Source organism: Kingella pumchi (assembly GCF_022288825.1).
Taxonomy (GTDB): Bacteria; Pseudomonadota; Gammaproteobacteria; order Burkholderiales; family Neisseriaceae; genus Kingella_D; species Kingella_D pumchi.
Window position 1 is genome coordinate 52,693 of the sequence record NZ_JAKOOW010000001.1, and the last position, 15,644, is coordinate 68,336.

At 58.8% G+C, this 15,644-nt stretch carries 12 protein-coding genes; 8 read left to right on the forward strand and 4 right to left on the reverse strand.

What is annotated here, in order from left to right:
• Nucleotides 1-40 precede the first annotated feature (40 nt).
• Both trpE and MB824_RS00285 read left to right on the forward strand, forming a co-directional pair.
• Nucleotides 41-1,516 carry an anthranilate synthase component I gene (trpE, locus tag MB824_RS00280; protein ID WP_238744823.1) on the forward strand — a complete coding sequence of 492 codons (1,476 nt, stop codon included), beginning with the start codon at nt 41-43 and terminating at the stop codon, nt 1,514-1,516.
• Between the two features lie 11 nt (nt 1,517-1,527).
• Entirely contained in the window at nt 1,528-2,145 is a 618-nt protein-coding gene (locus tag MB824_RS00285) for a pseudouridine synthase (protein ID WP_238744825.1), read from the forward strand.
• Between the two features lie 259 nt (nt 2,146-2,404).
• On the opposite strand, the gene odhB is transcribed toward MB824_RS00285, so the two are convergent.
• From odhB to MB824_RS00305, 4 genes are all read right to left on the reverse strand, one after another.
• On the reverse strand, nt 2,405-3,580 hold the full coding sequence (odhB, locus tag MB824_RS00290; protein ID WP_238744827.1) for a 2-oxoglutarate dehydrogenase complex dihydrolipoyllysine-residue succinyltransferase: 1,176 nt from the start codon (nt 3,578-3,580) through the stop codon (nt 2,405-2,407).
• A 93-nt stretch (nt 3,581-3,673) separates the two neighbouring features.
• Nucleotides 3,674-6,505, reverse strand: coding sequence for a 2-oxoglutarate dehydrogenase E1 component (locus tag MB824_RS00295; protein ID WP_238744985.1), 2,832 nt, complete (start codon nt 6,503-6,505; stop codon nt 3,674-3,676).
• Nucleotides 6,506-6,735: 230 nt separating this feature from the next.
• Entirely contained in the window at nt 6,736-7,692 is a 957-nt protein-coding gene (locus MB824_RS00300; RefSeq protein ID WP_238744828.1) for a phosphatidate cytidylyltransferase, read from the reverse strand.
• A complete protein-coding gene (locus MB824_RS00305) occupies nt 7,689-8,393 on the reverse strand; it encodes a lysophospholipid acyltransferase family protein (protein WP_238744829.1) in 705 nt (234 codons plus the stop codon). The genes MB824_RS00300 and MB824_RS00305 overlap by 4 nt, the downstream gene beginning before the upstream one ends.
• A 168-nt stretch (nt 8,394-8,561) precedes the next feature.
• Here MB824_RS00305 and MB824_RS00310 point away from each other — a divergent pair, with 168 nt between their 5' ends.
• The 6 genes from MB824_RS00310 to MB824_RS00335 all read left to right on the forward strand — a co-directional run.
• Nucleotides 8,562-8,963, forward strand: coding sequence for an RNA-binding S4 domain-containing protein (locus MB824_RS00310; protein WP_238744830.1), 402 nt, complete (start codon nt 8,562-8,564; stop codon nt 8,961-8,963).
• A 161-nt stretch (nt 8,964-9,124) separates the two neighbouring features.
• The gene (locus MB824_RS00315; RefSeq protein WP_238744832.1) at nt 9,125-9,886 is read left to right on the forward strand and encodes a sulfite exporter TauE/SafE family protein; all 762 of its coding nucleotides are present in this window, start codon (nt 9,125-9,127) and stop codon (nt 9,884-9,886) included.
• A gap of 224 nt (nt 9,887-10,110) precedes the next feature.
• Nucleotides 10,111-14,076 carry a phosphoribosylformylglycinamidine synthase gene (gene purL, locus MB824_RS00320; protein WP_238744834.1) on the forward strand — a complete coding sequence of 1,322 codons (3,966 nt, stop codon included), beginning with the start codon at nt 10,111-10,113 and terminating at the stop codon, nt 14,074-14,076.
• 90 nt (nt 14,077-14,166) lie between these two features.
• On the forward strand, nt 14,167-14,535 hold the full coding sequence (locus tag MB824_RS00325) for an SEL1-like repeat protein (RefSeq protein WP_238744835.1): 369 nt from the start codon (nt 14,167-14,169) through the stop codon (nt 14,533-14,535).
• Nucleotides 14,536-14,643: 108 nt separating this feature from the next.
• On the forward strand, nt 14,644-14,784 hold the full coding sequence (locus tag MB824_RS00330; RefSeq protein ID WP_238744836.1) for a hypothetical protein: 141 nt from the start codon (nt 14,644-14,646) through the stop codon (nt 14,782-14,784).
• A gap of 305 nt (nt 14,785-15,089) precedes the next feature.
• Nucleotides 15,090-15,644 (forward strand): IS1595 family transposase (locus MB824_RS00335; RefSeq protein ID WP_238744837.1); only part of this gene is annotated, 555 nt, incomplete at its 3' end.

The window sequence follows — 15,644 nt, forward strand, 5'->3', positions numbered from 1 at the left end:
AGGCAGCCTGAAACCCCGTTTACCATCCGAAAGACACGCCATGATCAGCAAATCCCAATTTCTCGAGCAGGCCGCGCAAGGCTACAACCGCATTCCGCTGGTGCAGGAACTCTTGGCCGACCTTGATACCCCGCTGTCGCTCTATCTCAAACTCGCCAACCGGCCGTTTTCCTACCTGCTCGAATCGGTGGTCGGCGGCGAGCGTTTCGGGCGCTATTCCTTTATCGGCCTGCCCTGCGACACCTATATCAAAGTTTCAGGCTGCCGCAGCGAGCTGTATCAAAACCACCAAATCACCGAAACGCACGACGGCAACCCGCTGGCATTTATCGAAGCGTTCCACGCGCGGTTCAAAACGCCGGAAATCCCCAAGCTGCCGCGCTTTACCGGCGGGCTGGTCGGCTATTTCGGCTACGAGAGCATCTATTATTTCGAACACATCGCCCACCGCTTAAAGCAGCCTGAAAAGGCCGACCCGCTGGGCACGCCCGACATCCTGCTGATGCTGTCGCAAGAGCTGGCGGTGGTGGACAATCTGTCCGGCAAAATCTATCTCATCGTTTACGCCGACCCTGCGCAGGACAACGCCTACGAGCGCGCCCGCGAACGGCTGGAAAACCTGCGCGAACAGCTGCGCCAAAGCGTCGCCATCCCGCTGTCGCTGGGCAGCCTGAAAACCGAACCGCAGCACCGCACCGGCGAAGCACGTTACAAAGAATACGTGCGCCGCGTGCGCGACTATATTCTCGACGGCGACTGCATGCAGGTCGTCCCCAGCCAGCGCATGAGCCTGCCCTTTGCCGACAAACCGCTGTCGCTCTACCGCGCCCTGCGCACGCTCAACCCCTCGCCCTATATGTTCTACTACGATTTCGGCGATTTCCATATCGTCGGCTCGTCGCCCGAAATCCTGGTGCGCCGCGAGCGCAACCAAGTCATCGTGCGGCCGATTGCCGGCACCCGCCTGCGCGGCGCCACCCCCGAAGAAGACGCGCAAAACGAGCGCGAACTTCTGGCCGACGAAAAAGAAATTGCCGAACACGTGATGCTGATCGATCTCGGCCGCAACGACGTCGGCCGCATCAGCCGCACCGGCAGCGTGCGCGTAACCGACAAAATGGTCATCGAAAAATACTCGCACGTGATGCACATCGTCTCCAACGTCGAAGGCAGCCTGAAAGACGGCGTGAACAATATGGATATTCTCGCCGCCACCTTCCCTGCCGGCACGCTCTCGGGCGCGCCCAAAGTACGCGCGCTGGAAATCATTGAAGAGTTGGAGCCGGAAAAACGCAATATCTACGGCGGCGCCGTCGGCTGCTGGGGCTTTAACAACGATATGGACCTGGCCATCGCCATCCGCACCGCCGTCATCAAAGACGGCACGCTCTACGTGCAAAGCGGCGGCGGCATCGTCGCCGACTCGCAGGAAGAAGCCGAATGGCAGGAAACCCAAAACAAAGCCCGCGCCGTACTGCGCGCCGCGCAGATGGTGCAGGAAGGGCTGGACAAATAAGCTGCAGCACCATGAACCGCCAACGCCCCCGCCGCCCTGCCCCGCCGCGCCGCCTCAACGAAACGCCGCGCGAGCAAGAGCTGATCGCGCTGAACAAGCCCTACGGCTACATCTGCCAGTTTTCGCCGCACGAAAAGCACCGCAGCCTGAAAGAGCTGCTGCCGCTGTCCGGCTACTACACCGCCGGCCGGCTCGACACCGACAGCGAAGGCCTGCTGCTCTTGACCAACAACGGCCGCCTGCAGGCCGAAATCGCCGACCCGCGCCACAAAACCGTCAAAACCTACTGGGCGCAGCTCGAAGGCAGCCCCGACGACGCCAAGCTCGCGCTGTTGCAGCAGCCGATGGACTTGGGCGGCTTCACCACCCGCCCCGCCCAAATCCGCCTGCCCGATGAAAACGAAACCGCCCTGCTGTGGCCGCGCAACCCGCCGATCCGCGAGCGCAAAAGCGTGCCCGACTTCTGGCTGGAAATCCGCATCAGCGAAGGCAAAAACCGCCAGGTACGCCGCATGTGCGCCCAAGCCGGCTACCCCTGCCTGCGCCTGGTCCGCACCGCCATCGGCAGCCTGAATCTGTTTGATTTGGGCTTGGAACCCGGCCAATGGCGCTACTGCCGCCGGCCTTAAGGCGCCGCAGACAAAAAGCAGCCTAAAAACCCTTTTCCGGTTTTCAGGCTGCTTTCATATGTACTGCAGCCGTAGGGTGCGCCCCGCGCACCATCACAACACCCGCCGGCGTTTGAAACACACACCACAGGCAGTCTGAAAGCCTTTCAGACTGCCTGCAGAGGCAAAATATCCGCCCTACCCGAAGTCCAAACCGATAAAAAAGCAGCCTGAAAACCGTGAAATCCGGTTTTCAGGCTGCCTGCGTATGCGCTGCGGATTAGAGATCGAGCAGCAGGCGTGCCGGGTCTTCCAGCAGGTCTTTGATGGTTACCAGGGTCAGCACGGCTTCGCGGCCGTCGATGATGCGGTGGTCGTAAGACAGCGCCAGATACATCATCGGACGCACGACAACCTGGCCGTTTTCCACCACGGCGCGCTCTTTGGTGGCGTGCATACCCAAGATAGCAGACTGCGGCGGGTTGATGATCGGAGTGGACATCATCGAGCCGAAGGTGCCGCCGTTGGTGATGCTGAAGGTGCCGCCGGTCAGATCTTCGATGGCGATTTTGCCGTCTTTGGCTTTCACGGCGTAATCGACGATGGCCCGTTCAATGTCGGCAATGCTCATTTGGTCGGCGTCGCGCAGAATCGGCACGACGAGACCGCGCGGGCTGCCGATGGCGATGCCGATGTCGAAGTAACCGTGGTACACGATGTCGCTGCCGTCAACGGAAGCGTTCACCACGGGGAATTTTTTCAGCGCGGCAACGGCGGCTTTGACAAAGAAGGACATGAAGCCGAGTTTGACGCCGTGTTCTTTTTCGAATTTTTCTTTGTATTTGGCGCGCAAATCCATCACCGGTTTCATGTTCACTTCGTTGAAGGTGGTGAGGATGGCGTTGTCGGCCTGGGATTGCAGCAGGCGCTCGGCCACGCGGGCGCGCAGGCGGCTCATCGGCACACGCTGCTCGGGGCGGGCGCCGGCGGGCAGCGGAGCGGCGGCTTTGGCGGCGGCCGGTGCGTTCTGCACGTCTTCTTTCAGCACGCGGCCGTCGCGGCCGGAGCCTTGCACGCTGTTTACGTCCACGCCTTTTTCGGCGGCCAGTTTGGCGGCGGCAGGCATGGCCACGCCGGCTTGGGCATTGGAAGCGGGGGCAGCGGCCGGTGCGGCAGGAGCGGCTTGGGCAGCAGGCGCCTCAGTGGCGGCGGCAGCGGCTTCGGTGTCGATTTTTGCCAGAAGCTGCTGGCTGGTTACGGTTTCGCCGTCTTGAACGATGATTTCAACCAGCACGCCGGCTTGAGGCGCGGGCACTTCCAAAACCACTTTGTCGGTTTCGATTTCCACCAGGGTCTCGTCGCGGCCAACGCTTTCGCCCACTTTTTTATGCCAAGTGAGCAAAGTGCCTTCGGAAATACTTTCGGCAAATACGGGAACGTTTACTTCTACAATCATGTTTGACTCCAAATCGGTTTTCGGGCAGGCAGCCTGAAACTTTCAGGCTGCCTGTTCGCTTATTGCGGCACCGGGCGGTGCCGGGGGTTTGTGTTAAAAGGTAAGGGCGTCTTCCACCAGCTGTTTGAGCTGGGCGGCGTGCAGGCTGCCGTAGCCGACGGCGGGAGAAGAGCTGGTGGGGCGGGAGGCAACAGACAGCTTCTGCCCCTCTTGCAGCAGGCGCTCCAAGCGGTGGCGGATTTGGTACCACGCGCCCTGGTTTTTCGGCTCTTCCTGCGCCCACATGATTTCCGCGCCGGGATATTTCACCAATTCGGCGGCAGCTTCCTCGTAAGGCATCGGGTAGAGCTGCTCCAAACGCAGGATCGCGACTTTGTCGTTCAAACCGCGCTCTTCGCGGCCTTGCGCCAGATCGTAATACACCTGGCCGGCGCAGAGGATAACGCGTTTCACGCTGCCGTTGTCTTTGCGCTCAGCGGTGTCGCCAATAACCGGACGGAAGGTATTGCCTCCAAGGAAATTCTCCAGCGGGCTGGTGGCGTCTTTGAAGCGCAGCAGGCGTTTGGACATGAAGATAACCAGCGGTTTGCGGTAGCTGCGCAATACCTGGCGGCGCAGGATGTGGAACATCTGCGAGGCTTCGGAGGGCATGATGATCTGCATGTTTTTCTCGGAACACAGCTGCAGCCAGCGCTCGACACGGCCGGAGGAGTGTTCGGGGCCTTGGCCGTCGTAACCGTGCGGCAGGATGGTGGTCAGGCCGCACATGCGCCCCCATTTGGTTTCGCCGGAAGAGAGGAACTGGTCGATGGTTACTTGGGCGCCGTTGGCAAAATCGCCGAACTGGGCTTCCCAAATCACCAGTTTTTCGGGGGCGGAGCAGGCATAGCCGTATTCGAACGCCATAACGGCTTCTTCGTTCAGAATCGAATCGAATACGTTGAACGGAGCCTGGTTCTCGGCCATGTGCTGCAGCGGAACATAGTTGCCGCTGTGCGCTTCGCTGCGGTTTTTGTCGTGCAGCACGGCATGGCGGTGCGAGAAGGTACCGCGGCCGGAGTCTTCGCCGGAAATACGCACGCCGGTGCCGTTGGTAACCATTGCGGCATAGGCCAGCGTTTCGGCCATGCCCCAGTCGAAGGGCTGCTCGCCTGCAGCCATGGCGCGGCGGCCGTCCAGCACGCGCTTGGCGGTGGCATGCAGTTCGAAATCGGCCGGAACGGCGGTAAACTTCTCGGCCAAGCGTTCGATGTCGGCGCGGGAAAGACCGCTTTCTACTTTTTCGCGCCAGTCCTGGCCTTTGTATTTGCTCCAATCTACGCGGTGTTTGCTGGCGTAGTCGGTCAGGCGGGTTTGTTCGACGTGTTCGCCTTTGTCCAAAGCGCTGCGGTAGGCTTGGATGTAGCCTTCGGCTTCTTCGGTGCTGACCACACCTTCGGCAGCCAGTTTTTCGGCGTAGATGGCGCGTGCGCCGGGATGCTGGGCGACGGCTTTGTACATCAGCGGCTGGGTCAGGGTCGGGTCGTCGCCCTCGTTGTGGCCGAGTTTGCGGTAGCAGACTACGTCGATTACCACATCTTTTTTGAACAGGCGGCGATACTCCAAGGCAGCCTGAACAACGTAGCACACAGCTTCCGGATCATCGCCGTTCACATGGAATACCGGCGCTTCGACCATTTTGGCGATGTCGGTGCAGTAAACGGTGGAGCGGGTGTCGCGGGTGTCGGAAGTGGTAAAGCCGATCTGGTTGTTGATAACCAGGTGGATGGTGCCGCCGGTGGTGTAGCCGCGGGTTTTCGACATATTGAAAGTTGCCTGGTTCACGCCCAAGCCGATAAAGGCGGAGTCGCCGTGAATCAGCACCGGCAGAACCTGGGCGCGGCCGTCGCTGCCGCGGCGGCGTTGTTTGGCGCGGGTGGAGCCTTCAACCACGGGATTGACGATTTCCAGATGCGAGGGGTTGAACGCCAGCGTAACGTGCATCGCGCCGTTGGGGGTGGCGATGTCGGAACTGAAGCCCATGTGGTATTTCACGTCGCCGCTGGGCAGGCTGATGGGCGCGCGGCCTTCAAATTCGGCGAACAGGTCGGCGGGTTTTTTGCCCAAGGTATTGACCAGCACGTTCAGGCGGCCGCGGTGCGCCATACCGATGATGACTTCTTCCACGCCGTCTTTGCCGGCATTCTGGATCAGGTAGTTCAGGCCGACAATCGCGCTTTCGCCGCCTTCCACGCCGAAGCGTTTCTGGCCGACATATTTGGTGTGCAGGTAGCGTTCCAGCGTTTCGACGGAGGTAATCTGCTTCAGGATGTAGCGTTTTTCCTCTTTGCTGAAGCTGGGGGTGGATTGGTTGCGTTCGAAATAGTTGCGAACCCAGTGGCGCTCCTCGCGGTTGTTGATGTGCATGTATTCCACACCAATGTGGCCGCAGTAGGTTTTTTTCAGCCGGGACAGGATGTCGGCCAGCGTGAGCTTGGTCTCGCCGCCTCCGAAATCGCGGCTGCCAACGCTGAATTTAACCGCCATATCGGTGCTGTCCAACCCGTGTTCTTCGGGGGAGAGGCCTTCGGTATGGCGGGGTTTTTTCAGTTTCAGCGGATCCAGATCGGCGGCGCCGGAACCCTGGATGCGGTAGGCGGACATCAGGCGCAGCACGCCGATTTGTTTCTGCAGCATGCTTTCGTCGATGCTGCCGGCTGCGGCTGCGGTGGCACGGTTTTTGGCCAGATTGGCGAAAGATTCCTGAATCGGACGGTGGGCGACATCGCGCGCCACTGCGCCCGGCTGGGCGGCCAATTCGCGGAAATACTGCTGCCAATGCTCATCAACCGAATTGGGATCGCTCAAAAAGCTCTCGTACAATTCCTCGATGTAGGGGGCATTGGAGCCGAACAGATAAGAAAAATTGAGTTTTTCGTCCATGATGGCTGAACCTCTGCTTTGCGGTCATCGTTATTCAAAATGGCTGGAAGATGTCGGCCGCGGCGCGGCCAAACGGCACCTATTGTACTCTTTCCTGTAATCCTTTGTAAGGGCTTGGCAGCCTGAAAAACGCTTTGGGCGCCGGCATAATTTTTCAGGCTGCCAAACGGACGGCCAAACCGGCTTTCTCAGGCAGCCTGAAAGCCGGTTTGGCTGTGCTTGCGGCACGGGTTTTACGTCCAGAAATAGCGCACCAGATGAAAAAACACCGGCGCGGCAAAACAGATGCTGTCCACCCGATCGAGCATGCCGCCGTGGCCGCGGATCATCCGCCCCCAGTCTTTCACGCCGAAACTGCGTTTGATCGCCGACATCACCAGTCCGCCGAAAAAGCCCATCAGGCAGATAAGCAAACCGAGCAAGGCAGCCTGAAACGGCGAAAACGGGGTAATCCAATACAGCGCCGCCGCCAGCAGCGTGGCGCAGCTGATGCCGCCGACGGTGCCGGCCACGGTTTTGTTGGGCGACAGGCTAGGCATGATGCGGCGGCGACCGAAGAGTTTGCCCCACACATACTGCAGCACATCGCTGGCCTGCACCACGGCGATCATAAACACCAGCAGCAGGATGTTGCTGCCGCTGAAGCCTTGGATTTCCAGCGTCATCAGCGCCGGCACGTGCGACAGGCAGTAGATGGTGATCATCGCGCCCCATTGGATTTTGGCGGTACGCTCGAAGAAGTTACCGGCATCGCCCGACAGGCTGGCGATAATCGGCAGAATCAAAAAGGCGTACACCGGAATCAGAATGGTAAACATGCTGTACCAGTCGATCAGCACAAACCAGTATTGCAGCGGCAGCAGCACGTAAAAGCAGGCGACCATCGCGTTGTAGTCGCTGCGGCGGCGGTACACCAGCGTCATAAATTCGCGCAGGGCGGCGAAGGAAATCAGCAGAAACAAAACGATGGTGCCCCAATAGCCGAACCAAAAGGCAAACAACAATACGATGGTCATTACCCACCACGAATAAATGCGGGCGTTCAGATTGCTGATGGTGGGATTGTGGCTGTCGCTGGCAAAACGGCGCTCGAGAATCTGGCCGATCAGGCCGGCCACCGCCAGCGTGGCGAAAATGCCCAGAAACACAATGCCTGCCTGCACGGGCAGGGTAGCGGGATGCGGATTCATGCGGATTCCTTTGCGGTGGCGGCGGCACGGTTTTCAGGCTGCCGGTAGGCCTGGCGTTTGCCGGCGGGCGCCAAATCCAGCAGCGCGTTGCGGGTGCGTTCGAGAAAGGCTTCTTTGTCTTCGCCCGGCAGCAGCTGCATTTCCTCGCCGATGTTCACTTCGCACACCAGCGGCACCGGCAGCAGCTTGCCTTTGGGCAGCACGCGGTTGATGTTGTCGATCCAAATCGGGATGAAGCCGACGTCGGGGTTTTCCCGCGCCAGATGGTAGATGCCGCTTTTAAAGGGCAGCAGCAGCACGTCGTCGTCGGTATTGCGCGTGCCTTCGGGAAAGATAATCAGCGACGAGCCCTCTGCCAGCGCCGCGCCCATCTTTGCGGTAATCGCCTTGGGGTCGTTGCCGTTGCGCATAATCAGCAGGCCGTTGAAAACATTGTTGATGATAAAACGCTTGAAGCGGTTGGTGAGCCAGTAGTCCGCCCCCGCCACCGGCCGCGCCAGCCGGCGCCAGCGCTTGGGCAGCGAAATCCACACCATCACAAAGTCGCCGTGGCTGCCGTGGTTGGCGAAATACACTTTTTTCTCCGGCGTAAAATCCAAAGCGCCCTCAAACTTCGGCCGGATGCCGGTGATGAAGGCGACGAAAAAATACAGGCCGTGATCAATCAGCCAGGCCAGACAACGGTTTAGGAAAGCACGCATGGTTTTGCTTCTTGCAAGAGATTTCGGGCAGCGCGGATTGTAGCTCATTTGCGCCGGCGCCGTACTGCGCGGCATCAAACGACACTGGCGCAAATAGGCTACAATCCGCCGCAGCGTTTTTTGGTTTCAGGCTGCCTTGGCGCAGCATTACTCTTAAAGGACAACATCATGGCAGCATCTTCCGACACCCCCGCCATGCGGCTCGACAAATGGCTGTGGGCGGCACGCTTTTTCAAAACCCGCGCGCTGGCGCAAAAGCACATCGAGCTCGGCCGCGTGCAGGTAAACGGCAGCAAAGTCAAAAACAGCAAAAACATCGCCGCCGGCGACGTTATCGATCTCACGCTCAATTCCCTGCCCTACCGCATCACCGTGGCCGCGCTCAACCACCAGCGCCGCCCCGCGCCCGAAGCGCGCCTGCTCTACCGCGAAGACGAAGCCGTCGCCCAGGCGCGCGAAGCGCAGAAGCTGCTCGACCAGGCCGCCCGCGTCAGCGCCGCCTATCCCGACGGCCGCCCCACCAAGCGCGACCGCCGCCAGATCGACAAACTCAAACGCGGCGACTGGTAAACCCGCCGCCATCCCCCCAAAAAGGCAGCCTGAAAACTTTTCAGGCTGCCTTTTCGGCTTCAAACAGCCGTTCTAAACCATATAGACAAACAGTCTAATTTTGTCGCGCCGCCGCACTTATACTGCCGCCCTTTACAAAAACACACACAGGAACGCACATCATGGATTGGACACCCAACGACTGGATCATCGTTTTCTTTTTCGTAACCGGCGCCCTGCTGCACGGCATCACCGGCTTCGGCTACCCCATCGTCGGCACCGCCGTGATTGCCGGTTTTTACCCGCTCAAAACCGCCGTTGCCATGGTGGTGCTGCCCTGCCTGGTGATCAACATCATGATGCTGCGCACCGGCGAAGGCTTCAAACACAACCTCATCACATACGGCCGCGCCTTTTTCCCGCTGTTTGCCAGCAGCTTTATCGGCGGCCTGATCGGCATCGGCCTGCTGCTCTTTCTGCCCGAAGGCAGCCTGAAAATCTTCCTGTGCATCACCCTACTGTTTTACGTTTTTACCCAATACAGCCGTTTCCGCATCCGCTTTAAAACCGACCGCAAAACCATGGCCGTGTTCGGTTTCGTGGCCGGCATCGTCGGCGGCGCCACCAACGCCATCGTCGCCTTTCTGATGATTTATCTCTTGGGCACCGACCGCAACAAAACCGAAATGGTGATGGTGAACAACATCAGCATCCTGATTACCAAACTGATCCAAATCGTGCTGCTGTTTCCCGTGATTTCCGCGTTCGACCGCAAAAGCTGGCTGCTGCTGTCCAGCGTGATTGTGGTGTCGCTCGGATTTATGTATGTCGGCAACCACATCCGCCACCGCCTACCGCAGCGCATCTTCAACCACGCCATCGCCGCCATGCTGCTCGCCCTCGGCCTGTACGCCGGCTATCAGGGCGTGGCGATGTCGGGCTGAACCAAACCGGCAGACGGCTGCAGGCAGCCTGAAAAGTTTTCAGGCTGCCTGCAGCCGTTTTTCCGCCGTTCCAAATCCCAAAGCAGCCTGAAACCGCGATTCCGAACCCAAAAGCAGCCTGAAAACCCCATTGGCGGCGGCGAAAAAGCGGCACGGCCAGCAGGCGTTTTGCGTATAATCGCGCCTTCTTTTTTCCTGTCTTTTTTCCGAGAGAAAATCCACCCATGTCCGTCGTCCTCCCCCTGCGCGGCACCCGCGCCCTTTCCGATTTCCGTGTTGAAAAACTGCTGCAAAAGGCCGCTGCGCTGGGTTTGCCTGCGGCTCAGTTGTCCAGCGAATTTTGGTATTTTGCCGCGTCCGACGCGCCTTTGGCGGCGGATGATGCAGCGAAGCTCGAAGCCTTGGTTGACGCGCAAAGCGTGGCCGCGCCGGAGGTTTCAGACGGCCTCAATCTCTTTTTGGTTACGCCGCGTTTGGGCACGGTGTCGCCGTGGGCGTCGAAAGCCACCGACATCGCGCACAACTGCGGCCTCTCGCAAATTACCCGCATCGAGCGCGGCATGGCGGTGTGGGTGTCAGGCCGTCTGAACGACGACGAAAAACGCGCGTGGGCGTCGCTGCTGCACGACCGCATGACCGAGTCGGTATTGCCCGATTTTCAGGCTGCCGAAAAGCTGTTTGCCCATCCCGAGGCGCAGACTTTTTCTACGGTAAACGTATTGGGCGGCGGCCGCGATGCGCTGGTCAAAGCCAATACCGAGCTGGGCTTGGCGCTCTCGCCCGACGAGATTGATTATCTGGTGGAAAACTATCGCGCGTTAAACCGCAATCCGTCGGACGTGGAACTGATGATGTTTGCGCAGGCGAACTCGGAGCATTGCCGCCACAAGATTTTCAACGCCGATTTTGTGTTAAACGGGCAGGCGCAGGAGAAATCCTTGTTCCGCATGATCCGCGACACCCACGAGGCGCATCCCGAGGGCACGGTGGTGGCCTATAAAGACAATGCGTCGATTATCGAGGGCGCGAAAATCAAGCGTTTTTATCCGCACGCGGCGGAAAATCAGGGCTACCGTTTCGCCGAAGAAGACACGCACATTCTGATGAAAGTGGAAACCCACAACCATCCCACCGCCATCGCCCCCTTTGCGGGCGCGGCCACCGGCGCGGGCGGCGAAATCCGCGACGAGGGCGCAACCGGTCGCGGCGCGCGGCCGAAAGCGGGTTTGACCGGCTTTACCGTGTCCAACCTCAATATCCCGGGCTTTGCGCAGCCGTGGGAGCAGCCCTACGGCAAGCCCGGCCATCTGGCTTCCGCGCTGGATATTATGATCGACGGCCCCATCGGCGGCGCGGCGTTTAACAACGAATTCGGCCGCCCGAATTTGCTGGGCTATTTCCGCACCTTCGAGCAGGAGTTTGACGGCCAAATGCGCGGCTACCACAAGCCGATTATGATTGCCGGCGGCTTGGGCAATATCCAAGCGCAGCAGACGCATAAAAACGAAATCCCCGAAGGCGCGTTGTTAATCCAACTCGGCGGCCCGGGGATGCTGATTGGCTTGGGCGGCGGCGCGGCATCTTCGATGGACACCGGCAGCAACGATTCCAGCTTGGATTTCAACTCGGTACAGCGCGGCAACCCCGAAATCGAACGCCGCGCGCAGGAAGTGATCGACCGCTGCTGGCAGCTGGGCGACGCCAATCCGATTATCGCCATTCACGACGTAGGCGCGGGCGGCTTGTCCAACGCCTTCCCCGAATTGGTGAACGACGCAGGGCGCGGCGCGGTGTTTAAGCTGCGCGACGTGCCGCTGGAAGAACACGGCTTAACCCCGCTGCAAATCTGGTGCAACGAAGCGCAGGAGCGTTATGTGTTGTCCGTGTTGCCGGAAAATCTCGACACCTTCTCTGCTCTGTGCGAGCGCGAACGCTGTCCGTTTGCCGTAGTCGGTACGGCTACCGACGACGGCCACTTGCAGGTGCGCGACGATTTGTACGGCGACAATCCCGTCGATCTGCCGCTCAACGTATTGCTCGGAAAACCGCCCAAAACCACCCGCCGCGATGAGACCGTAAGGCCGTCTGAAAAAGCATTTTCAGGCAGCCAAATCGACCTGAAAGAAGCCGCCTACCGCGTGTTGCGCCTGCCTGCCGTGGCCGCTAAAAACTTCCTGATTACCATCGGCGATCGCAGCGTCGGCGGCCTGACCGCCCGCGACCAGATGGTCGGCCGCTACCAAACGCCGGTGGCCGACTGCGCCGTAACCATGATGGGCTTCGATACCTATCGCGGCGAAGCGATGGCAATGGGCGAAAAACCCGCCGTTGCCCTGTTTGACGCACCCGCCTCGGGCAGAATGTGCATCGGCGAAGCCATCACCAATCTGGCGGCGGTGAACATCGGCGACATCGGCAACATCAAACTCTCCGCCAACTGGATGGCCGCCTGCGGCAACGCGGGCGAAGACGAAAAACTCTACCGCACCGTGCAGGCCGTATCCGAAACCTGCCAAGACTTGGGCATCAGCATTCCCGTGGGCAAAGACTCGCTGTCGATGAAAACCGTGTGGCAGGAAAACGGCGAACAAAAATCCGTAACTTCGCCGCTATCGCTGGTGATTACCGGCTTCGCGCCGGTGGCCGACGTACGCAAAACCGTTACCCCCGAATTGAAAAACGTGGCCGACAGCGTATTGCTGTTTGTCGATTTGGGCTTTGGCAAAGCACGCATGGGCGGCTCGGCGCTGGCGCAGGTGTACAACGAAACCGGCGGCGAAGCGCCCGACATCAATATAGGCCGTCTGAAAGCGTTTTACGATGTGATGCAGAAGCTGGTGGCCGAAGACAAACTGTTGGCCTACCACGACCGCAGCGACGGCGGCCTGTTTGCTACGTTAGCGGAAATGGCGTTTGCGGCACGTTGCGGCTTGGATATAGATTTAAATTTATTGCTTGCACAAACATTTATTACCAACCATACCGCTCTGTCTCAATCATTGCGGACTGAAGAGGTAAAAGCGTTGGCTGAATGGCAAGAAACCATTGCCCGCACATTATTTAATGAAGAGTTGGGTGCTGTTATCCAAGTTAGGAAACAAGATGTTGCCGATATTATCAATTTATTCTATCAACAACAGCTTCATCACAATGTCTTTGAAATCGGTACGTTAACTGATGAGAACACGTTAATCATCCGCGACGGGCAAACGCACCTTATTTCTGACAACCTAATCAAACTGCAACAAACCTGGCAGGAAACCAGCCACGCCATCCAACGCCTGCGCGACAACCCCGCCTGCGCCGACAGCGAGTTCGCCCTGATTGGCGACAACGACCGCAGCGCATTGTTTGCCGACGTGAAATTTGACGTGAACGAAGACATCGCCGCGCCTTTCGTCAACAGCGGCGCGAAACCTAAAATCGCCATCCTGCGCGAACAGGGCGTAAACGGGCAAATCGAAATGGCAGCCGCCTTCACCCGCGCAGGATTCGATGCCTACGACGTGCATATGTCCGACCTGATGGCAGGCCGCGTCCACCTTGCCGACTTCCAAATGCTCGCCGCCTGCGGCGGATTCAGCTACGGCGACGTACTCGGCGCGGGCGAAGGCTGGGCGAAAACCATCCTGTTCCACCCCGCGCTGCGCGAGCAGTTTGCCGCCTTCTTTGCGCGCCAAGACACCCTCGCGCTGGGCGTGTGCAACGGCTGCCAAATGATGAGCAACCTCGCCGAAATCATCCCCGGCAGCCAAGGCTGGCCGAAGTTCAAACGCAACCGCAGCGAGCAGTTTGAAGCCCGTTTGAGCATGGTCGAAGTGGCCAAATCGCCCTCGCTGATTCTGGCCGAAATGCAGGGCAGCCGCCTGCCCGTGGTCGTCAGCCACGGCGAAGGCCGCGCCGATTTCGCCCACTTAGGACGCGACGGCAATTCGGTGTCAGACGGCCTTGCCATTGCCCTGCAATACATCGACGGCACCGGCGCCGTAACCCAAACCTACCCGCTCAACCCCAACGGCTCGCCGCAGGGCATCGCCGGCGTGACCAACGCCGACGGCCGCATCACCATCATGATGCCCCACCCCGAACGCGTGTACCAAACCGCGCAAATGAGCTGGCAGCCTGAAAACTGGGGCGAATTGAGCGGCTGGTACCGAATGTTCGCCGCCGCGCGTAAGGCGTTGGGTTAAACCTGCACAAAAGGCCGCCCGAAAGGATTTCAGACGGCCTTTTTATTCGGAGACCAGAAAATAAAAAAATTCCTTATCGCCGCAGCCGTTTTGCTGCCGCTTTTTGCCCGCGCCGAAGAAGCGTTCGACCCCAAAGCCTACCAGCAGCTCGCCGCAGCATGCGGCCAAAACGATCTCGACAGCTGCGTTAAATTTGCCGTGTGGACGCAGGAGCATACGAACACCCCCGCCGATGCCTGCGCACCGCTGAAAAAAGCCTGCGACGGCGGCAATATGAAAGGCTGCTATGCCTTGGCCAATCTTTATCTCGACCCCCGCAGCGGCTTGGGCGCAAACAAAGACAAAGCGCGCGCACTGTACTGGAAAGCCTGCGACATCGGCCACGAACTTTCCTGCCTGATTTCGGCCCACCTGAGATATAAAGAGAACAAGCAAAGCCAGCCCGTTTTGCCGCAATAACGGCGTTTGGAAAAAGGCCGAAAGGCAGCCTGAAAAACCGCGAAACCGGTTTTCAGGCTGCCTTAAAATCCGTCCGCGCATCTTGCGTACAGCAAAAAAGGAAGCCCCATGCCGCCCACCCGCCTTGCCTTTATCAAAGGATTTTGCAGCGCCGTTATGCTGATTTCGCTGCTTGCCCTGCTGCTGATTCCGCAATACGGCAACTATATGCAGCGCAGCGAAATCAGGCAGATTATCGCCACCGCCTAGCCCCTGCAAAACGCTGTTGCCGACAAACTGAAAAACAAGCAGCCGCCCGTCGGCATCCCGCCGCATCCCCAAGCCGCAACCCGTATCAGCGCGGACGGCTGGATTCTGCTGACCACGCCGCGATACGGACGGCAGATTCTTCTGATTCCCAGCCGCCAAGCCAACGGCGAAATCGCATGGGAGCAGCATTTTGAACACGGTGAATTGCGGTAAAGGTTTTCAGGCTGCTTTGGCCGTTACCGCCCAAGCAGCCTGAAAAAAGCAAAGGGGCTGTACTAGATAAGCAGTCATGTTAGACTGCAAAAATGAAAATAACCCATTGTAAAATAAAAAAGAGTATTCAAAAGAAACTGCTACAGTTTTTTGTACTCGAAGTTACCGCCCGTTCAGCCGCCGATTTGTTGGGCATCCACCCCAATTCGGCAGTGCTGTTTTACCGCAAGATTCGCGAAGTCATCAGCCATCATCTCTCGTTGGAAGCCGATACGGTTTTTAACGGCTCAATTGAGTTGGACGAGAGCTATTTCGGCGGACACCGCAAAGGCAAACGCGGACGCGGTGCGGCGGGAAAGGTGGCAGTTTTCGGTATTCTCAAACGCGGCGGCAAGGTTTATACCGTGGTTGTCGAGAACGCCAAAAGAGAAACTTTAATGCCTGTTATCACAAAGAAAATTATGCCTGACAGCATTGTCTATACGGATTGTTTGAGCAGCTATGATGTGTTGGATGTAAGCGGATTTACCCATCACCGTATCAACTACAGCAAGCTGTTTGCCGACAGACAAAACCACATCAACGGCATTGAAAACTTTTGGAATCAGGCAAAACGCGTACTGCGCAAATACAATGGAATCGACCGT